The sequence below is a fragment of the Roseisolibacter sp. H3M3-2 genome, from assembly GCF_029211165.1.
Lineage (GTDB): Bacteria > Gemmatimonadota > Gemmatimonadetes > Gemmatimonadales > Gemmatimonadaceae > Roseisolibacter.
This window is the reverse complement of record NZ_JARGEK010000044.1, coordinates 1-20,271: the sequence shown is the minus strand read 5'-3', so window position 1 is coordinate 20,271 and position 20,271 is coordinate 1. Positions and strand designations below refer to the sequence as shown.

12 protein-coding genes, 1 pseudogene and 1 riboswitch are annotated in these 20,271 nt (G+C 73.3%); of the genes and pseudogenes, 3 read left to right on the top strand and 10 right to left on the bottom strand.

What is annotated here, in order from left to right; genetic code table 11:
- Positions 1–957, bottom strand: a pseudogene (locus PYV61_RS06130) (hypothetical protein); the annotation flags it as partial.
- A gap of 29 nt (positions 958–986) precedes the next feature.
- Positions 987–1,084: riboswitch (cyclic di-GMP riboswitch) on the bottom strand.
- A 319-nt stretch (positions 1,085–1,403) separates the two neighbouring features.
- On the opposite strand from PYV61_RS06130, the gene asnB reads away from it, so the two are divergent.
- Positions 1,404–3,341 carry an asparagine synthase (glutamine-hydrolyzing) gene (gene asnB, locus PYV61_RS06125; RefSeq protein WP_275829386.1) on the top strand — a complete coding sequence of 646 codons (1,938 nt, stop codon included), beginning with the start codon at positions 1,404–1,406 and terminating at the stop codon, positions 3,339–3,341.
- A gap of 34 nt (positions 3,342–3,375) precedes the next feature.
- Here asnB and PYV61_RS06120 read toward each other — a convergent pair whose 3' ends face one another.
- From PYV61_RS06120 to PYV61_RS06090, 7 genes are all read right to left on the bottom strand, one after another.
- Positions 3,376–4,962 carry a hypothetical protein gene (locus PYV61_RS06120; RefSeq protein WP_275829384.1) on the bottom strand — a complete coding sequence of 529 codons (1,587 nt, stop codon included), beginning with the start codon at positions 4,960–4,962 and terminating at the stop codon, positions 3,376–3,378.
- A 94-nt stretch (positions 4,963–5,056) separates the two neighbouring features.
- Positions 5,057–5,737 (bottom strand): exosortase C-terminal domain/associated protein EpsI, encoded by a 681-nt coding sequence (locus PYV61_RS06115; protein WP_275829381.1) that lies wholly within the window; start codon positions 5,735–5,737, stop codon positions 5,057–5,059.
- A complete protein-coding gene (locus tag PYV61_RS06110) occupies positions 5,730–6,650 on the bottom strand; it encodes an exosortase/archaeosortase family protein (protein ID WP_275829379.1) in 921 nt (306 codons plus the stop codon). The genes PYV61_RS06115 and PYV61_RS06110 overlap by 8 nt, the downstream gene beginning before the upstream one ends.
- 67 nt (positions 6,651–6,717) lie before the next feature.
- Positions 6,718–7,251, bottom strand: a complete 534-nt coding sequence (locus tag PYV61_RS06105) for a hypothetical protein (protein WP_275829377.1) — start codon at positions 7,249–7,251, stop codon at positions 6,718–6,720.
- 329 nt (positions 7,252–7,580) lie between these two features.
- On the bottom strand, positions 7,581–9,050 hold the full coding sequence (locus tag PYV61_RS06100; RefSeq protein WP_275829375.1) for an oligosaccharide flippase family protein: 1,470 nt from the start codon (positions 9,048–9,050) through the stop codon (positions 7,581–7,583).
- Positions 9,047–10,258 carry a glycosyltransferase gene (locus PYV61_RS06095; RefSeq protein ID WP_275829373.1) on the bottom strand — a complete coding sequence of 404 codons (1,212 nt, stop codon included), beginning with the start codon at positions 10,256–10,258 and terminating at the stop codon, positions 9,047–9,049. Before PYV61_RS06095 ends, PYV61_RS06100 begins: the two co-directional genes overlap by 4 nt.
- A 53-nt stretch (positions 10,259–10,311) precedes the next feature.
- Entirely contained in the window at positions 10,312–11,385 is a 1,074-nt protein-coding gene (locus PYV61_RS06090) for a Gfo/Idh/MocA family oxidoreductase (RefSeq protein WP_275829371.1), read from the bottom strand.
- A gap of 263 nt (positions 11,386–11,648) precedes the next feature.
- Between PYV61_RS06090 and PYV61_RS06085 the strand changes: the two genes are divergently transcribed.
- A complete protein-coding gene (locus PYV61_RS06085; protein WP_275829369.1) occupies positions 11,649–12,782 on the top strand; it encodes a glycosyltransferase in 1,134 nt (377 codons plus the stop codon).
- A gap of 257 nt (positions 12,783–13,039) precedes the next feature.
- Here the strand turns inward: PYV61_RS06085 and metH are convergent, their stop codons facing one another.
- A complete protein-coding gene (gene metH, locus PYV61_RS06080) occupies positions 13,040–16,705 on the bottom strand; it encodes a methionine synthase (protein WP_345785214.1) in 3,666 nt (1,221 codons plus the stop codon).
- A 185-nt stretch (positions 16,706–16,890) separates the two neighbouring features.
- Here metH and PYV61_RS06075 point away from each other — a divergent pair, with 185 nt between their 5' ends.
- Complete coding sequence (locus tag PYV61_RS06075; RefSeq protein ID WP_275829365.1) at positions 16,891–18,807, top strand: bifunctional homocysteine S-methyltransferase/methylenetetrahydrofolate reductase; 1,917 nt, start codon at positions 16,891–16,893, stop codon at positions 18,805–18,807.
- A 125-nt stretch (positions 18,808–18,932) separates the two neighbouring features.
- On the opposite strand, the gene PYV61_RS06070 is transcribed toward PYV61_RS06075, so the two are convergent.
- Positions 18,933–20,271 (bottom strand): hypothetical protein (locus PYV61_RS06070; RefSeq protein WP_275829363.1); only part of this gene is annotated, 1,339 nt, incomplete at its 5' end.

Below are 20,271 nucleotides of genomic sequence, written 5' to 3'. Positions count from 1 at the left end.
CAGCGGCGCGGCCAGCACGAGGGCGGCCGGCCGGTCCCCGGCGTCGAGGTCGAGGCGCGCCGGCAGCGCGGCGCCTGAGGCGAGCGCGCCCACGCGGAACTGCACCAGCACCGCGCGCAGCGAGCCGTCGGCGTGGCGGCTGTGGAGCCCCGCGGCGTAGACCGCCGCCTCGGCCGCCGCGCTCCCCGCGCCGACCACCACCCGCACCCGCCCCTCCTGCCCCGGGAACAGCCGCCCCGGCGCCAGCGGCACCCCGCTCGACACCACCGCCGCCCCGCTCCCCCCGTCGAACCGCCACACCCCCAGCGCCACCGAGCCGGTGCCCACCGGCGGCACGCTGGCCGACGTGGCGGGTCCCTGCGGCTTCTGCGCGGGCTTCAGCTTCCCGCCGCCGTTCGTCTGCGTGGTCGTCGTGGTGGTCGTCGGCGTCGGCTCGGTGCTCGGCGTCGACGCCGTCGTCGTGGGCGTGGTGGTCGGCGCGGGCGCCGCGGCCGTCGTGTCGGGCACGGTGGCGCCGACGACGGAGAACTGCGCCGGCGTGGACGACACGCCGTCGACCGACACCGCGACCTGGAAGGTGCCCTGCGCGAACGCGAGCAGGCGACCGGACAGCGAGTCGATGCGCACCACGCCCGGCGAGGACTCGCGCACGACGCGGTAGACGGCGACGCGCCCGGTGACGCGCTGCCCGCTCGCGTCGGTCGCGATGGCGCCGAACTGCGCCTCGCCGCCGGTCGGCATCGACCAGTCGGGGCTCTCGAGCCCCGACTGGATGTCGAGGGCGACGCTCTGCACGGCGGTGGTCGTGCTGGCGCTCGCGCGGCCGCGCGCGGCCAGCTCGGCGCGCGACGCGGGCGCCGTCGTGACGTCGCCGCACGCGGCGACCGCCGCCGACGCGGCCAGCAGGTGCGCGACGCGTACGACGCGTCGCGCGGATGTGCGGGAGTTCGAGGACACTGCGCCCCTCCGGCCAATCGTGTGAGAAGTTCGGCGGCCCGACCGGCGTGGCGTGGGATGCGAGTCCCGCGCGGTAGCCTCGTTGGCTTTGCGGCCCCGGCTTTCGCCGGGTGTGCCCTTGTCGCTTTCCCCACGGAGGGGGGCGATCCTGCCCTGATGAGGTGGGAAGGTGCCGACGGCGTCGCGCGGGAGGGGTGGACGCGACGCGACCGTCACGCCCGTGGCCTCCCGGCGAACGTTCCACGCGCGCGCCGTCAGGCTCGGCGTCGCGTGCGATCGTCACCCACACAAGGGACGTGTCACGCGTGCCGAGGTCACGTGACCCGGGACACGGCGCGCGCACCGCGCGCGTCGCCGCGCGGGTCCGTGGCGACGGGGGGGCGGCGGCCTTAGACTTCGCGGCGTGGCGCGTGCTGGACTCGCCGCACTCCCGTCCCCCGATCCTGATGTGCGGAGTAGCCGGAATCGTCTTCGCGGGCGAGCAGCGGACCACGTCCGACCAGCTGCGCGCGCTGAGCACCTCGCTCGCCCACCGCGGCCCTGACGACACCGGGTACCTCGGCTGGTCGCCGGGCGGCGCGCCGACGCTCTCGCGCGACCCCGCGGAGGCCGCGGGGCGCCGCCTCGGCTTCATGCACCGCCGGCTGTCGATCCTCGACCTGTCGACGCTCGGCTGGCAGCCGATGTCGACGCCCGACGGGCGGTACCACGCCGTCTACAACGGCGAGATCTACAACTTCGTCGAGCTGCGCGAGGAGCTGCGCGCGCTCGGCTGGAGCTTCCGGTCGCACGGCGACACCGAGGTCGCGATCGCCGCGTTCGCGCAGTGGGGCGGCGCCGCGCTGCGCCGCTTCGAGGGGATGTTCGCGTTGGCGATCCTCGACAGCGTCGAGGGGACGCTACACCTCGCGCGCGACCCGTTCGGCATCAAGCCGCTGTTCTACGTCGACGCGCCGCGCGGGTTCGCCTTCGCGTCCGAGGTGCAGGCGCTGCTCGGCCTCGGGCTCGCCCCGCGCACGGCGGACCCCGCGGCCGTGTTCCAGTACCTCGCCCGCGGCGAGGTCGCGTGGCCCGACCGGACGTTCTTCGCGCACGTGCGCAGCGTCCCGCCCGGGCACTGGATGTCGGTGCGCGTCGGCCCGTCGGGGCTCGACGTCGGCGCGCCGGCCGCGTACTGGGCGCTGCGGCGCGAGGAGGCGCGCGGCCTCGGCTTCGACGAGGCGGCCGCGCTCGTGCGCGACGCGTTCCTCGGCAGCGTCGCGCGCCACCTGCGCAGCGACGTCCCCGTCGGCGTCGCGCTCTCCGGCGGCATCGACTCGTCGGCGATCGCGACCGCCATCCGCCGCATCGAGCCGGCGAGCGAGATGCACGCGTTCAGCTTCATCGCCGCCGACGAGCGGATCAGCGAGGAGAAGTGGATCCGCGTCGCCGGCGCCGCCGCCGGCGCGACGATCCACGAGGTCCGCCCCGACCCGTCGACGACGCCGGACGAGCTGGACCGGCTGGTGGCGCTGCAGGGCGAGCCGATGCCCTCGATGAGCATGTACGCGCAGTACCACGTCTTCGGGACGGCGGCCGAGCGCGGCGTGCGCGTGATGCTCGACGGCCAGGGCGCCGACGAGCTGATGGCCGGCTACGGCGTGTACTTCGCGCCGCACGTGGCGGCGATGTTCCGGCAGGCGCGCTTCCTCGCGGCGCGGCGCGCGCTGTACTCGGCCGCGGGCGCCACGCGCGACGTCGACGTGCGCTACGTGCAGCGCTACGTCGCCGCGTCGCTCGCGCCGCGCTGGGTCAAGGCGCTCGGCAGCCGCCGCGCGCGCGCGGGGACGCTCCCGGAGTGGCTGCGCGGCGACTGGTTCGCCGACCGCTGCGGCGACGGCGCCGACATGTTCCCCGCCGACCCGGGGCCGGACCTGTTCGCGCACCTCGGCAGCTCGGTCGGGACGTCGCTCCTCGGGCTCCTGCGCTTCGAGGACCGCAACTCGATGGCGCACTCGGTGGAGAGCCGCGTCCCCTTCCTGACGCCCGACTTCGCGTCGCTGCTCTTCTCGCTCCCGGCGGAGTTCCTGATCGACCGCGACGGGACGCGGAAGGCGGTGTTCCGGCAGGCGATGCGCGGCATCGTCCCCGACGCGATCCTCGACCGCCGCGACAAGATCGGCTTCCAGCCGCCGCAGGAGGCGTGGCTCGGCGAGCTGCGTCCGTGGACCTCGGGCGCGCTCGCCGGCGAGACCGCGCGCGCGCTCCCGTTCATCGACCAGGGCGCGCTGCGGCGCAGCGCGGAGGCGATCGCGGCCGGCGGCGCCGCGCCGGGCGGCGTGCCGCTCTGGCGCTGGGTGAACCTGGTGCGGTGGGCCGAGCTGATGGACGCGCGCTTCGAGTAGCGCGCGCCCGCGCGGCCGCCGCCGCGCGCGCCGGTCAGCGGTAGCCGAGCGCGCGGTAGCTGGCGGAGTAGTGCTCGTTGAACTGCTTCGAGCCGGACAGCCACGCCTTCGCGACGCCGCCCGCCAGCACCGCGTCCGTGCGCTGCCGGTACGTCCCCCGCTCGGCCGGGTCGGACGCCCGCGCGCCGAGCCAGGCATAGGTGGTCGCGATCAGCCCGTTGAGGTCGGGCGCGGGGTCGGGGCCGCCGACGCCGAACCCCTGCTCGTTCTTCGGGCACATCACGCTCGCGTACTGGAACGCCTGCGCGTCGCCGCGCCACTGCGTGCGCCACATGTAGTCCCCCGCGCGCCGCACGGCATCGACGATGCGCGGGTCCTGCCGGTACTCGCCGTACACCTGGATCAGCGCGTCGTCGAGCATGCCCACCATGTAGTTCAGCTGCCCCCCGCACACCTGCCCGTCGGCCGGATAGCTGCCGTCGGGCAGTTGCCACGCGAAGACGGCCGCGAGGTGGCGGTCCAGCCGCTGCGCCCAGTCGGCGCGCTCCGCGCCCTCGGGGAGCGGGGAGCCCGGCGGCATGAGGCGCCACGCCAGCAGCGCGCTCTGGACGAGGCGCGCCGCGATGCGCGACTCGCCGATCGCCCGCGTCATGTAGCTCGGGTTGAACCCGTTCAGGATATCGGCCACCCGCACCACGGCCTTGCGGCTCCCCTCGTCGCCGGTGAGCTGGTAGTGCACCGCCAGCCCGCCCAGCTGCGCCCAGTGGGGCGACGACTTGTAGGGGTCCGCCTTGTTCGCCTCGAGGTAGTCGCGCCGGTACGTCAGCGCGGACTCGGTGGCCCGCCGCCAGTACAGGGGGTCCCCCGTGCGCGCCCACCACGCGTAGTAGATCAGCGCGCGGTCGTAGTAGTTCCCCTCCCACTTCGGCCCCTCGCTCGCCCAGAGCTTCTCGGAGAAGGTGCGGAAGTCCTCCTCGTAGCGCGCGTAGGCGCCGCCCATCAGGCGCGTCTCGACCACGGTGCGCGTCGGGCCGACGACGTCGGTCGCCACGAGGTAGGTGGGATCGGTCGGCAGCGCGACCGCCTCCGGCGAGCCCGGGGCCGCCGCGTCCCCCGGCAGCGCGGCGGCGGCGCGGCGCGGCCCGATGACGAGGCGGGCGGGGACCGACCTCGGCCCCGACAGCTCGGCGTGGAACTGGACGAGCACCGCGCGCAGCGACCCGTCGCGGTGCCGCGTGTGGAGCGCGCGCACCCGCTGCGCCGGCTGCGAGTCGCCGACGACGACCGCGACCCACGCGATCTGGTCGGCCGTCACCGCGCCCGGCGGGAGCGGGATGCCGCTCGAGACGAGGGCCCGGCCTCCGCCGCCCTGCAGGCGGTGCAGCGCGAGCGCGACCTGGCGCGGCGCGGCGCGCGCGGCCGACGCGTCGGGCGCGGCGACCAGCGCCGGATCGAGCGCGCCGGGATCGGCGGCGCCGAAGGAGGCCGCGACGCCCTCGCCCGACACGCCGCGCGAGAAGGCGGCGGCGGCGGCCAGCAGGGCGGCCAGGAGCGCGAGCCCCCACCACAGGGGGGCGAGACCGCGGCGGGCGCGTCGCGCCCCCGACGAGACGAGGGGCATGGCGCGGATCGGGAAGGCGTCCGTCTGCGGTCGCGTCACGGCGACGGGACCGTGCCGCGCCGGCGGGCCCGGAGGCCCGCCGGCCGGCGATCACTCACGCGGTGGGACCGACCGGGATGGCGCGGTCCACGCGCGGCACGAGCTGGCGCGCCACGTCCATCGCGATCGAGTCGGCGCGCACGTACGGGCTCTGCCCCGTCTGCGCCGCCTGGGTGCGGTCGGCGACCCCGATCGGGACGACGATGCGCACCAGCGCCTCCTCGGTGCGCCCGTGGACCGCGGCGTCGCGCAGGAGGTTCCACTTCACCTGGTACTCGTTCCACTCCAGCCGGCCGCGCCCCTGGTACCAGTAGTACACGAGCGCCTGCGAGCCCTTGTTCGCCAGCAGGTAGCGGTTCATCTGGGCCGGGCGCCCGTCGACCGACACCGTGCGCGTCCCCGCCTCGACCGCCTCCCAGCCGGCGCCGGGGAGGCAGTTCTTCGGGGAGTGGATGGTCTTCCCCTGGACCTGGTAGTCGTAGTAGCCGACGTAGACGCTGAACCCCGGGTCGAGCGAGTCGCGCTGGAACGACCGCATGACGTAGTCGGTCATCCCGGCGACGCGGCGCTCCTCCTCCGGCACCGTCACGTCGGTCGCCGTGTAGCCGGGGGCGTCGACGGTGATGGTGCGCATCTCCGCCCGCGCCGGCATCTGGTGCTGCTCCCGCATCCCGTTGAGGAGGAGGCAGCCGGCGCCGAGGAGCGCCACGGGGACCCACTGCAGCACGTCACGCATGAGCGACCTCGGGAGCGTCGGTGTCGGTCGGGCCGTTCCGCCGCGCCTGCAGCCACCGCTCGGCGGCGAGGAGCGACCAGGCGACGCCGCCCAGCATGAGGAAGGCGATCACGAAGATCAGCCACCCCTCGGTCAGGTGCATGAACCCCTCGCCGAGCTTCGGGTCGACGAAGTAGACGAGGAACCCGGTGAGGAATACCCGGAAGCCGTTCAGAATGATCGCGACCGGGATCGCCATCGCCAGCAGCAGGACGCGGCTGATCGGCTTGTCCAGGCTGATCGCGCCCAGCAGCACGCCGAGCGAGAGCAGCGCGGTGAGCGAGCGCAGCCCGCTGCACGCCTCGGCCACGAACAGCTCGTGCCCGGGGATGCGGATCACGTTGCCGGTGAGCAGCACCGGGATGTCGCGCCAGTCGAGCAGCGCCGCGCCGATCTTGGACGCCGTGAACTGCAGCGGCAGCGCGATGCGGCTCAGGATCAGGTCGGGGAGCGGGATCGAGAGCGCGAGCAGCACGAACGGCAGCCACCACCGCATCAGCTGGCGGAAGCCCCAGTGCCAGGCGACGACGCCCGCGGCGGCCATGAGCATCGAGCCGCGCATGACGAAGAGCTCGGCGGCGAGCTCGGAGACCCAGCGGAAGCCGACGCCGCCGAGCAGCAGCGCCACGCCGAGCCACCGGTTGGGGCGCGCCTCGGGGTCGATCCCGGCCTTCCACGCGAACCAGAGGGCGATCGGCGCCAGGAGCAGGCCGTGGCCCGCCTCCGGGTTCGACCACCAGTCGCGGGCGAGCAGCATCGCCGGCCGCGCGTACAGCACCGCGAACAGGGCCGCGGTGAGTATCGTCGGGAGCGACGGCAGGCCGCCGGCGAGGAAGGCGGCGCGTGGCGTCTCCGCTCGGACTTGGGTGGTCACTGCTCTCTACGGCGGGTGGTGGAAGCGGGGCGGCGCCGGACGTGGCGCCCGCCCCGCACGGACGGGCTCAGGCCGACTCGCTGGTCGCGCCCTGGCCGCCCATCACGAGCGGCTGGACGGCCCGCGGCGCCCCGCGCCCGGCGGCCGCGCGCGTCTGGCGGCTGGCGACCAGCGCCGCCCGCCCGAGGACCAGCAGGGCGATCATCCCGAAGCCCGCCGAGAAGCCGGCGCTGGCCGACGACACGAGGATCTGGCGCTTGATCGGCGGCGCGACGAGGCGGCGCATCTGGAGCGCGTCGAGCGCGAACAGCGCCATCAGCGCGAACACCACCACCGCCAGCGCGATCGCGACGAAGCCCACCGCGCGGAGCGCCGGGCGGCTGCCGGTGAGCGCCGCGACGAGCCCCGAGACCCCCAGCCCCAGCAGGATGGTGCCGAGGTTGCCGAACAGGAGGCCGACCGTGCCGAAGCGCCACTGGAGCGAGCCGGCCTCGGCGTTCAGCGACCGCAGCAGGATGTCGGCGACCGGGACGCAGATGAGCAGCAGCGCGACCGCGTAGAGCCCTTTGGCGTAGCGCTGGAGGGAGTCGTCGTTGAGCACGAGTGGAGCGAGGCGGTGAGTGAGGCGGGGGCAGCCGGCGGAACGCTCGGCCGACGCGGCGAGGCGAGCGGACCGGGACCCGGCGTCGTCGCCGGCTCCCCGCCACCCCCGCGCAGCGTTGGGACGCGTCCTGGCAGGACGTGTCGGCGACGTCATACGCAACCCTCACGCCGTGCGGCCGGGGCCGCTCGGGCCGGGGCACAGGGCCGTGGGCTCAGCCTGCAAGTTGCCGGCGCGCCGCTTCCCCGGTCAAGAGTCGCGCGACCCCGTTGCGCGGGCGCGACAACCTGCGGCTTTGAGTCCGCGGGGGTTTGGCTGTCGAACCCGCTCTAGGCCCCGACTGATCCGGCCCGCGCGCCCAGAACTCGTGCCACTCTTCGCACGTGCGCCGGCGTGACAATCTGGAGGCCAAACGCGAGGGCGCCGTAGACGCCGACGAGCACTGCCAACTTCGCGAGCGCACCCACCACCGACAGCGGCACCGACACCCGCGTCGCCCCGACGGCCAACACAATGGTGCACCCGACAATGCAGGCGCCCGCCCCGAAACGATAAGGGATCGGGTAGAGCGTCTGCGACCGGTAGAAGACGTAGATGGGCGTGAGCGCCTGCGCGACCATGGTCGCGGTCGCTGCCCCGATCATCCCGAGGCGAGGCACCAGAAGGAATCCCAGAGCGACGTTCATCACGGCCGCGAGCACGATCGCAACGCCCGTCGGCGTCGTGGTCTTCACGATAAGCGGCCCGGTGTTCGCGATGTAGGTGAGCCCGATCATTAGGTAACTCACTGACAGCAGCCCGACGACCTCGGCGGAACGGCTGTAGGCGGGTGTCGTCAGCAGGAGGAATACCTCCGGCGCGAAAAGGGCGAGCGCTGCCGCCGCCGCGGAGCCACCGAGCAGGTACACGAGGAAGACGCTCGCGTAAGTCGGCTTCGCGTCGGCCGCGTCCTTGATGGACATGGAGAACGGCCCCCAAGCCATCTGGAAGCCCTGCGTGAGCAAGGCGAGGCCTCCTGCGAGCGACACGCCGACGCTGTAGAGCCCGACGTCCGCCGTGCTACCGAGAAGTTGCAGGATGTAGCGATCGGAGAAGTTGACGACCCACATCGCGAGCGACGCCGCGGTGAGCGGCAGGCTGAAGCGGAGCATGTCCCGCAGCAGCGGCAGGCGCACTAGCCGGTAAGACATCCACCCGCGCAGGAGACGCGCCCCGACGACGGTCGCGAGGGCGAACGTCAGCAGTTGCCCGACAAAGACGCCGCGAAGGCCGATCTCCATCTTCACGACGAGGAGGAGCGTAACGGCGATCTGGAAGAGACTCGTCCCCAGCGCGTACGCGGTGGTAGCCCACGCGCGGCGCTGCATGCGGAGCCAGTTGGTGGTGACGCCGCTGAGGATGTTGAGTGGTAGCGCGATCGCGATGAGCCGCAGGTAGCCCGTACCGTCGGACCGGCCGATGATCGTATGCGATAGCGGACTCGCTGCTGCGATGATCACGAATGCGACGAGCGTCGACGTCGCGAGCTGGCACCACACCCACGAGGCGATCACTTGCTTCCGCCGGGGCTCGTCGTCGAACTCCCAGAACCACCTGTGGGCGGCAGAATCGAGGGCGAGAACGACGAATATGGCCGCGATGTAGAAGGTCCCATTCACGAGACTGAACACGCCGTAGTCCTCGGGCGTGAACAGTCGGGTGTATACGGGCACGAGGAACAGGCTGACGAACCGACTGATGATGGGCGAGATGCCGTAGACCAGCGTCTCCCCGGCCAGTTCCCGCAGGCGTCGCATCATCGGGCACCGCCCCGCACGCGCCGACCCGGCTCGGCGTCACGCAGCACCTCGTCATAGAGCCGGACCACGCGGTCGGCCGTCCGCTCGGCCGAGAAATGCGCCTCGAACCGCGACCGCGACGGCGCGTGCGGTGCCGACATCTCACGGGCGACCGAGCGCATGGCGGCCGCCAGCGCCGCGGGGGCGCCCACGGGCACCAGGCGCCCCGTGTCCGCCGACACCAGATCGCGCGGCCCGCCGCAGTCCGTCGCAACCACGGGGAGCCCCGAAGCCAGCGCTTCGATCACGACCATCCCCAAACTCTCGTGGCGGCTCGACAGGACGAACACGTCGGCTGCTCTAAACGCGCGGGCGACTTCGTCCCGCGGTAGTTGCCCCAACCATTCGACACGGTCCGCAATCCCCAGTTCGGCAGCGAGACGGGCTAGCGTCCCTCGTTCCGGACCGTCGCCGACGATCCGCAGGCACGCCGCGGGCTCCGCAGCCGCCACGACATGAAAGGCGCGCAGCAGATCATCGAACCCCTTCTGCGGGACGAGGAAACCCGCACCCACGAAGACCGGCCCCGCCGCGCGGGCCCGGTCGTCGCTCGGGTGGAAATGCGCGCCGTCGACGCCGTTGGGCACCACGAGCGCCTCGACGCCCGTGAGTCGCCGGATGTCGGTCGCGAGCGCGGCGCTCACCGCCACCACTCTCGCCGCGTCTCGGCACGCCTCGACGACCTCGGGGCGCGGGGATCCGTCCGCGGTCTGGAGCGACGGCAGCGGGAAGGGGCTCATGTGCTCGGTCAGCAGCACGGGGACGCCGAATTCCCTTCCGAGGCGCACCGCGAGCATGCCGCCGTGCGCCGCGACGTGTGCATGCAGCATGTGGACGGGCTCCCCGGCCGCCCGGCGGGCACGGAGCCACCGACGGCAGTCTCGGAGTTCGAGTGTCCACGCGAGGCGCTCCGACAGCTGGATCCGCCGGAACGTGTGCTCCATCCAGTTGTCGCGTACGCGGCGCGACGTCCACGCCGCAGTGCGCGCGAAGCGGACCGCGCGCGGCAGTGACGCGATAGGCTGTCGGGGTGTGACCTCGGGGCCGCTCATAGGCACGTGGAGCACGTGTAGCTCGACGTCCCGGTGCGTGCGGGTGATCGCGTCCACCTGCTCACGGACGAAGATCCCGGATGTGGGGAGCTCGGGCGACGGGTACCAGGACGGCACGACGCCGACTCGCAACCGCGGAGCCGCGCGGTCGATCGGCGAATCACCCACCGTCAGTACTCGAGCGGCAGCGCCACGCGCCGGCCGTCGCGCGCCGAGAGGTAGGTCGCGATGAGCAGCTCCAGGGAGCGCAGCCCCTCGCGCCCGTCGGTCTCCGGACGGGCCTCGCCCCGCAGCGAGCGGATCACGTTGTCGTAGTACAGCGGGTGGCCGAACCCGTAGACGGAGGTGGTCTCGTAGCTCGCCGACTCCACGAGGGCGTCCGACGGGTCGGAGTCCGAGAACTCCCAGTGGTCGATCCGGTTCACCGCCATCCCGCCGAGGCGCACCGTCCCCTTCTCCCCGAGGATGGTGATCGAGCCCTCGAAGTTCTTGGGATACGCAAGCATCGTGACGTTCATCGAGCCGAGCGCGCCGGTCCGCCAGCGGATGCTCACCACGCCGGTGTCCTCGACCTGGATGTTGCGCGCCAGCGTGGCCGTGTAGGCCTGCACGCTCTCGACGGGCCCGATCAGCCAGTCCAGCAGGTCCACGTAGTGGCTCGCCTGGTTCATGAACGCGCCGCCGTCGAACTCCCACGTGCCGCGCCACTTGGCGCTGTCGTAGTAGGACTGCGGGCGGCTCCAGAAGACGTTCACGTTCACCATGTAGATGCGGCCGAACCGCCCGCGCTCCATCGCCTGCTTCACCAGCTGCAGGGTGGGGTTGCGGCGGTTCTGCTTCACGACGAACAGGAAGACGCCGGCCTGGTCGCACGCCTGCACCATCCGCTTGCCGTCCTCCCACCGCGTGGCCATCGGCTTCTCGGTCACGACGTGCCGGCCGCTGGCCGCCACCTCGATGGCCTGCTCGGGGTGCAGCCCGCTGGGCGTGGCCAGCACCACGGCGTCGGCGTCGGTGTCGCGCAGCATCTCGGCGAGCGACTCGTAGCCGCGGGCGCCGGTGCTGGCGACCGCCGAGGCCAGGGCCTGCGGGTTGGTGTCGCAGACGGCCACCAGCTCGGCGTTGGCCGAGTGCTGGGCGATGGCGCCGATGTGGTTGGGCGAGATGCGGCCGCAGCCGACCACCGCGAAGCGGATCTTCCGGTCCGTGATGAAGCGCTCGCGCCGGGTCGTGGGATCAGCCACGGGTACGCTCGATATCTAAGGAATGAAGGGTGGGCCGGGCGGCACGCGCCACGACGTCCACACGGTCGTCCGAGCCCGGCAATCTGATGACTCCGCCCATGCGGGGGAATCGCCGGCCGGGCGCGGACGTGCCATTCCCGTAATTCTCGGCACCAGGGGCGCGCGACACGAGCGCCCGCGGCGTCGGGCGGTTGCCCGCCCCCCCGCTCCCCCGTCAGCTTGGGCCGGGGCGCCCCGCCCCTGCTCCGCCCCCGCCCCGCCCCGTGACGCCGCCCCTCGTCCTGCTCCTGCTCGGCCTCGCCCTCGTCGTCGTCCCGTGGGCGCTCTACCCGGCGGCGGTGTTCGCCCTCGCGCGCCTGCGCGGCGCCCCGCCCCCGCCCGCCCCCGCCGGCGAGGCGCCGACGGTCACCTGCGTCCTCGCCACGCGCGACGACGCCCAGGTGGTGCGGGAGCGGGTCGCGGACTTCCTGGCGCAGGACTACCCGGCCGGCCGCCTCGACGTCGTGGTCGCGGTCGACCACACGGCGGCCGCGGCGCTCATTCCGGCGCTCGCCTTCGCCGACCCGCGCGTGACGGTCGTCGCCGGCGACGCGCCCGGCGGGAAGTGCCCGGCGCTCAACGCCGCCGTGCGGGCGGCGCGCGGCGAGCTGCTCGTCTTCTCGGACGCGCGGCAGCGCTTCGCCCCCGACGTCGCGCGCAAGCTGGCGGACGCGCTGCGCGCCGACCCGCGCCTCGGGATCACCTCGGGGCGGCTGCTCCTCCCCGCCGACCGCGAGTCGTCGCTCTTCCGCCTCTACTCGCGCTACGAGCTGAACCTGCGCGACGCCGAGGCGCGGCTGCACTCCGCGGTGGGCGTCAGCGGGTCGGTGTACGCGATGTGGCGATCGCTGTGGGCCGACCTGCCGGCGGACCTGATCCTCGACGACGTCTACGTGCCGATGCGCCTCGCGCTGGCGGGGCGCCGCGTGGGCTTCGTCCCCGACGCCTTCGCGCACGAGACGCGGCGCGTGGCCGCGGCGCAGGAGTTCCGCCGCAAGGTCCGCACGCTCACCGGCAACTACCAGCTCTGCGCCTACCTGCCCGGCCTACTCCTCCCGTGGCGCAACCCGCTGTGGCTCGAGTTCGTGTGCCACAAGCTGCTCCGCCTCCTCCTCCCGCTGGCCTTCCTGCTCGTCGCCGCCGGCGCGGCGCTGGAGGTCGGGCGACGCCTGCCACCGGCCGCGCTGGCGTGGGCCGCGGCAGCGCTCCTCGCGGGCGCCGCCTGGCTCGCGCTCGGCCCCGACCCCGTCTCGCGCCGCCTGCGCGGCATCGCCCTGCAGCTCGGGAGCATGCAGGCCGCGGCGGCCGTGGCCATGTACCACGGCGTGCGGGGGCGGTGGGATGTGTGGAAGGCCTGATACGGCGTTCTCAGGTGGGGCGTTCTCAGGTAGGGCGTGGTCTGATACGGCGTTGTCGGGTGCGGCGTGACTCGCACCTCTTGGTCGTCGGTCACGCCGCACCCGAGAACGCAGCTTTGAGAACGCCGTATCCGAGAACGCCGTATCCGAGAACGCGGTATCCGAGAACGCCGTATCAGACCACGCCGTATCAGACCACGCCGTATCAGACCACGCCGTATCTGACCACGCCGTATCTGACCACGCCGTCTCAGGTCCTACGCTAAATTCGGCCCCAGCCACCGCAGCGCCTCCGCGACCGGCATCCCGCGCCGCGCGGCGTAGTCCTCGACCTGGTCGCGCCCGATCTTGCCGACGCCGAAGTAGCGCGCCTGCGGGTGGCCGATGTAGTAGCCGCTGACGGCGGCGGTCGGCGTCATGGCGAAGCTCTCGGTGAGGCGCAGCCCGATCGCGTCGGTGGCGCCGAGGAGGCGGAAGAGCGGGCCCTTCTCGGTGTGGTCGGGGCACGCCGGGTAGCCGGGCGCGGGGCGGATGCCGCGGTACTCCTCGCGGATCAGCGCGTCGTTCGCCAGCGCCTCGTCGGCCGCGTAGCCCCAGTACTCCTGCCGCACGCGCTCGTGCAGCCGCTCGGCGAACGCCTCGGCGAGGCGGTCGGCCAGCGCCTTGGCGAGGATCGCCGAGTACGGGTCATTGGCCGCCTCGTACTCCGCGACCAGCGCGTCGAGCCCGATGCCGGCCGTCACCGCGAAGCCGCCGAACCAGTCGGGGACGCCGCTCGTGCGCGGGGCGACGAAGTCGGCGAGGCAGTAGTTGGGACGCTCGTCCTTCTTGTCGAGCTGCTGGCGGAGGAAGTGGACCGTCTCGAGCGGGCGCGTGCGGGTCGCGTCGGACCACAGCACCACGTCGTCGCCGACCGCGTTCGCCGGCCAGAGCCCGACCACCGCGCGCGCCGTGAGCAGCTTCCCGGCGACGATCCGGTCGAGCATCGCACGCGCGTCGCGCCACAGCCCGCGCGCCGCCTCGCCGACCACCGGGTCCTCGAGGATCGCCGGGTAGTGCCCCGCCAGCTCCCACGTCTGGAAGAACGGCGTCCAGTCGACGCGCGGCACCAGGTCCTCCAGCGGCCACTCTTCGAACACGCGCACCCCCTCGAACGTCGGCCGCACCGGCGCGTACGCCGTCCAGTCGATCGCCACCGGGTTGCGGCGCGCCTGCTCGATCGGGAGCAGGCGCTCGGCGTCGCGGCGGCCGGCGCGGTTGACGCGCACCGCCTCGTACTCCGTGCGCACCCCGGCCACGAAGTCGTCGCGCAGCCCGTCGCTGAGCAGCGAGCCGGCCACGCCCACCGCGCGCGACGCGTCGAGCACGTGCACCACCGCGCCCTCGTAGTTCGGCGCGATCTTGACCGCCGTGTGCACCTTGGACGTCGTCGCGCCGCCGATGAGCAGCGGGACGCGCAGCCCGAGGCGCTGCATCTCGCCGGCGACGAACGCCATCTCCTCCAGCGAGGGGGTGATGAGCCCCGACAGCCCGACCAGGTCGACCCCCTCGCGCTGCGCCGTCTCCAGGATCGTCGCCGCGGGCACCATCACCCCCAGGTCGACGACCTCGAAGTTGTTGCACTGCAGCACCACGCCCACGATGTTCTTGCCGATGTCGTGGACGTCGCCCTTCACGGTGGCCAGCAGCACCTTGCCGGCGCTGCGCGTGTCGTTGCGCTCGGCCTTCTCCGCCTCGATGAACGGGATGAGGTGCGCGACCGCCTTCTTCATGACGCGCGCGCTCTTCACCACCTGCGGGAGGAACATCTTCCCCGCCCCGAACAGGTCGCCGACGACGTTCATCCCGTCCATCAGCGGCCCCTCGATCACCTCGATCGGGCGCGCGAAGCCGAGCCGCGCCTCCTCGGTGTCGGCCACGACGTGGGCGTCGATCCCGTGCACCAGCGCGTAAGACAGCCGCTCGCGCACCGGGAGCGCGCGCCACGCGTCGGTCTCGGCGGCCGCCTGCTTCTGCCCGCGGAACCGCTCGGCGATCTCCAGCAGGCGCTCGGTGGCGTCGGCGCGGCGGTTCAGCACCACGTCCTCGACGCGCGCCAGCAGCTCGGGGTCGACGTCGTCGTAGACGGGGAGCGCGCCCGCGTTCACGATGCCCATCGTCAGCCCGGCGCGGATCGCGTGGTACAGGAACGCGGCGTGGATCGCCATCCGCACCGGCTCGTTCCCGCGGAAGGAGAACGACACGTTGCTGACGCCGCCGCTCGTGCTGGCGTGCGGCAGCTCGGCGCGGATGCGACGCACCGCCTCGACGAAGGCGACGCCGTAGCCGTCGTGCTCCGCGATCCCGGTGGCGATGGCGAAGACGTTCGGGTCGAAGATCACGTCCTGCGGCGCGAAGCCCACGCGCTCGGTCAGGATGCGGTAGGCGCGCGCGCAGATGTCGACCTTGCGCTCGACGGTGTCGGCCTGCCCCTGCTCGTCGAACGCCATCACGATGACCGCCGCGCCGTAGCGGCGCACCAGCGTCGCCTGCCGCACGAACTCCTCCTCCCCCTCCTTGAGGGAGATCGAGTTCACGACGCACTTCCCCTGCACGTTCTTGAGCCCCGCCTCGATCACCGAGAACTTGGACGAGTCGAGGACGAGCGGCACGCGCGCGATGTCGGGCTCCGCGGCCACGAGCCGCAGGAAGGTCGTCATCGCCGCCTCGGCGTCGAGCATCCCCTCGTCCATGTTGACGTCGAGGAGCTGCGCGCCGTTCTCCACCTGCTGCCGCGCCACCACCAGCGCCGCGCCGTAGTCGCCGGCCAGGATCAGCTTCGCGAACTGGCGCGAGCCGGTGACGTTGGTGCGCTCGCCGACGTTCACGAAGTTGGTGTCGGGGCCGATCACCACCGGCTCCATCCCCGACAGCCGCAGCCGCGGCGCGACCTCGACGCGCGCGCGCGGCGGGAGTTCGGCCACCGCCTCGGCGATCGCGCGGATGTGCGCGGGCGTGGTGCCGCAGCAGCCGCCGACGACGTTCACCAGCCCCGCCTCGGCGAACTCGCGCAGCACCGCCGCCATCGCCTCGGGCGACTCGTCGTAGCCGCCGAACTCGTTGGGGAGGCCGGCGTTCGGGTGCGCGGTCACGAGGCAGTCGGCGACGCGCGCCAGCTCCTGCACGTGGCGGCGGAGGTCCTTGGCGCCGAGCGCGCAGTTCAGCCCGATCGACAGCGGGCGGGCGTGCATCATCGAGTACCAGAACGCCTCGGCGGTCTGGCCCGTGAGCGTGCGCCCGCTGGCGTCGGTGATCGTCCCGGAGATCATGACCGGCACGCGCTCGCCGCGGGCGTCGAACACCTGCTCGATCGCGAACAGGGCCGCCTTGGCGTTCAGCGTGTCGAAGATCGTCTCGACCAGCAGGATGTCGGCGCCGCCGTCGAGCAGCCCGCTGGCCGCCTCGGCGTAGGCCGGGACCATCTCGTCCCAGGTGATGTTGCGGAACCCGGGGTCGTTGACGTCGGGCGAGATCGACGCGCTGCGGTTCATCGGCCCGAGCACGCCGGCCACGAAGCGCGGGCGCTCGGGGTCGACCGCCTCGAACTCGTCCGCCACCGACCGCGCCAGCCGCGCGCCGGCGACGTTCAGCTCGTAGGCGAGCGCCGACATCCGGTAGTCGGCCATCGAGACGGACGTCGAGTTGAACGTGCTGGTCTCGAGGATGTCGGCGCCCGCCGCGAGGTACGCGCGGTGGATCTCGCCGATGACGTCCGGCCGGGTCAGGACCAGCAGGTCGTTGTTGCCGCGCAGGTCGACCGGCCAGTCGGCGAACCGCTCCGGGATGGGGCCGCCGCGCCCGCGATACTCCTCCTCCCCCAGCCGGTAGGTCTGCACCATCGTCCCCATCGCCCCGTCGAGGACGAGGATGCGGCGGGCGAGCAGCGGCTCGAGCCGGGCGAGTCGCTCGGCGCGGGTGCGCGCGGCGGGGGACGCAGGGGGCGTGGCGGTGGCGGGCACGGCGGGGTCGGGCTCGGGTCTGGAGGACCGGGAGCGCTCGGCGGCGCTATTCCATCCGGTCATCCGGATGATAAGATAATAGCCTCCCGCCTGACCCGCCGAGCCCCATCGTGACCGACTCCCGCGCCGCCGCCCTCGACCGCCTGCTCGACCCGCACGAGATCGTGCTCTTCGACGGGGCGATGGGGACGATGCTCTATACCAGGGGCGTCTTCATCAACCAGTGCTACGACGAGCTGGCGCTGCGGGCCCCCGACCTCGTCCGCGACGTCCACCGGGCGTACGTGGCCGCCGGGGCGGAGGTGCTGGAGACCAACACCTTCGGCGCCAACCGGGCGAAGCTGGCCAGCTACGGGCTCGACGAGCAGGTGGCGGCGATCAATCGGCGTGCCGCCGAGCTCGCCCGCGAGGCGGCCGGCGACGCGCGGTCGGGGCCGCCGGTGCTGGTGGCGGGGGCGGTCGGCCCGCTCGGGCTCCGCATCGAGCCGTACGGCCCGACCTCGCGCGAGGACGCCCGGGCGCTGTTCGCCGAGCAGATGACGGCGCTCCGCGAGGGGGGCGCCGACCTGTTCGTGCTGGAGACCTTCGGCGACCTGCTGGAGCTGGAGCAGGCGATCCTGGCCGCCCGCTCGGTCGACCCGGCGGTGCCGGTGGTGGCGATGACGACCGTCGGGGAGGACCTGCGGACCCCGTTCGGGGCCGCGCCGCAGGACGTCGCGCGCGCGCTCGACGCGTGGGGGGCGGACGTGATCGGGCTCAACTGCTCGGTCGGCCCGCAGACGATCCTGGAGGCGGTCGAGCGGATGGCCGGGGAGACGCCGCGCAAGCTGGCCGCGATGCCGAACGCCGGGATGCCACGCGACGTCGGCGGGCGGCGCATCTACATGGCGAGCGCCGAGTACTTCGCGACCTACGCCCGGCACCTGGTGCAGGGGGGCGCGAAGATCGTCGGCGGCTGCTGCGGCACGACGCCGGAGCACATCCGGGCGATGGCGCAGGCGCTCCGCGTGGAGCGGGCGATGGCGTCGCAGGCGCGCGGGCGGTCGGCGCCGATGACGGCGACCGCCGAGCACCGGGCGATGGCGCGCCCGGTGGGCGTCCCCCCGGTGCCCCTCGCCGAGCGCTCCAAGCTGGGGCGCAAGCTCGCCGAGGGGAGCTTCGTGACGACGGTGGAGATCGTGCCGCCGCGCGGGATCGACACGACCAAGCTGCTGGCGGACGCCGGGCGGCTGCACGCGGCGGGGGTGGACGCGATCAACGTCCCCGACGGCCCGCGCGCGCAGAGCCGCATGGGGGCGATCGCGACGTCGCTGCTGATCGAGCAGCGGGTCGGGATCGAGAGCGTGACCCACTACGCCTGCCGCGACCGCAACCTGCTCGGGATGCTGAGCGACCTGCTGGGCGCGGCGGGGCTGGGGCTGCGCAACCTGCTGCTCATCACCGGCGACCCGCCGAAGATGGGCCCCTACCCCGACGCGACGGCGGTCTTCGACATCGACGCGATCGGGCTCACGAACCTGGTCGCGGGGCTCAACCGCGCCCTCGACCCGGGCGGCAACGCGCTCGGCGCCCCGACGCGGTTCGTGGTGGGCGTGGGCGTGAACCCGGCGGCGATCGACCCGGAGCACGAGCGCCGGCGCTTCGCCTACAAGGTCGAGGCGGGGGCCGAGTACGCGATCACGCAGCCGGTGTTCGACCCGGCGCAGCTCGAGCGCTTCCTGCGCACGGTCGACGACGTGCGGATCCCGGTGATCGCCGGGATCTGGCCGCTGGTCTCGGCGCGCAACGCCGAGTTCCTGGCCAACGAGGTCCCGGGCGTGACCGTCCCCGAGGCGGTGCTGCGCCGCATGCGCGCGGCCAACGATCGCTCGAAGGAGCACGCGGTGGCCGAGGGGATCGCGATCGCGCGCGAGATGCTCGACCAGGTGCGCGGCGCCGTGCAGGGAGTGCAGGTCTCGGCGCCGTTCGGGAAGGTGGAGCTGGCGCTCGACGTTTTTGGCGCCGCGCCGGCGGCAGCCGCCGTCTGATACGGCGGGAGTCGTACCGGCGGGAGTCACGAAAGCGGGAGTCGTAAGAGCGCAGTGCGCTTCAACGACTCCCGCTCTGATGACTCCCGTTGTTTCGACTCCCGCCGTTCGAAGGGCGGCCGCCGCTATTCGAGCCTGACGATCGCCATCCGCATCGTCGCCGGCGCGGGGCCGCCGTTCGGCGCGCGGAGCTCGAGCAGCTGCGGCGCCCGCATCGTGCCCGACAGCTCGAAGTAGGCCGTGCTCCAGCCGCGCAGCAGCATGTCCTGGCTGAGGAAGTCGCCGAAGGGCGCCTGGCGCACGGCGAGCGGGAAGGCGCCGGGGTAGGAGCCGGGGCTGAAGGCGCTCAGCCCGCGCAGCAGGTCGCGCGCGTTCCAGCTCGGGAAGCCGAGCTGCGCGCGGAGCGGCGCGAACCCCGGCGCGTCGTCGAGGAACATCGCCTGGCCCCACTCGGCGAGCATCTCGGCGGGCGGGCGGCCGGTGCGCGCGGCCAGGTTGGCGACGCCGTAGAGCGTCGGCTCCAGCGTCAGCGCCCTGAGGAACCCGGCCTCGTCGCCGCCGGCGTAGTGGTCGAGCGCCCAGCGCAGGAGCGACCACGCGCTGGAGTAGAAGGTGGCGTTGATGTCGTTGGACCCGACCAGCGGCGAGAGCGCGTCGACGCTGCGGTAGTACAGGTGCATGCGCGTCCAGTGCTTCGCCATCGCGTACGGCCGCTCGTCGCACAGCGCCAGCTCGCAGCCGACGGTGGACGCGAAGCCCGCGTTGCCGCGCCACGCCGCGCCGGAGAAGGTGCGCGCGTACAGCTCCTCCGACAGCCGCGCCGAGCCCTCCTCGAGCCAGTCGTCGTCGTAATTCGGGATGCCGTCGCCGGCGCGGCCGATCTTCTCGGCGTACGCGACGACGTGCTTCATCTCGTGGATGGTGGTCGCGCGCAGGTTGTAGCGCCACGCGGCCGCGCTCTCGCCGGCGCCGGGGGCGCGGGCGTAGAACAGCTCCATCTCGTTGCTGGCGGCGAAGCCGGTGTTGCGCTTCGCGTAGAAGTTGCACGACGTGACGAAGCCGAGCACGTTCGGCATGCTGTCGTTCACCGTCTTGGTGAACAGCATCGCGATCTTCCCGTCGGCGTCGAGCTTGGCGTCCATCGCCAGCGCGTTCCCGAAGTTCCGCTCGAGGATCGGGAGCATGGTCGCGTCGAACTCCTCGCCGACGCGCCGCAGCTCGGCGTCCATCGACCCGGCGAGCGCGTTGGCCACGTCCTCGTACACGACGGCGCGGGCGCCGGTGTAGACGACGCGCGCGCGCACCGGGATGGCGCGGGCGCAGGTGCGCGCCGACAGGTTGAAGACGTTCAGCCCGACCGTGTCGCCGACCGCGACGGCGGCGCGGGCCTGGAGCGACGGCGCGGCGCCGAGGGCCGGGGCGCGCGACGCCGACGTGCGGCGGGCGCGGCCGAGCACCGTGGGG

What these genes read in the sequence shown, in the direction of transcription:
- asnB (WP_275829386.1), top strand. Translation starts at nt 1,404, where the DNA reads ATGTGCGGAGTAGCCGGAATCGTCTTCGCGGGCGAGCAGCGGACCACG.
- PYV61_RS06120 (WP_275829384.1), bottom strand. Translation starts at nt 4,962, where the DNA reads ATGCCCCTCGTCTCGTCGGGGGCGCGACGCGCCCGCCGCGGTCTCGCC.
- PYV61_RS06115 (WP_275829381.1), bottom strand. Translation starts at nt 5,737, where the DNA reads ATGCGTGACGTGCTGCAGTGGGTCCCCGTGGCGCTCCTCGGCGCCGGC.
- PYV61_RS06100 (WP_275829375.1), bottom strand. Translation starts at nt 9,050, where the DNA reads ATGATGCGACGCCTGCGGGAACTGGCCGGGGAGACGCTGGTCTACGGC.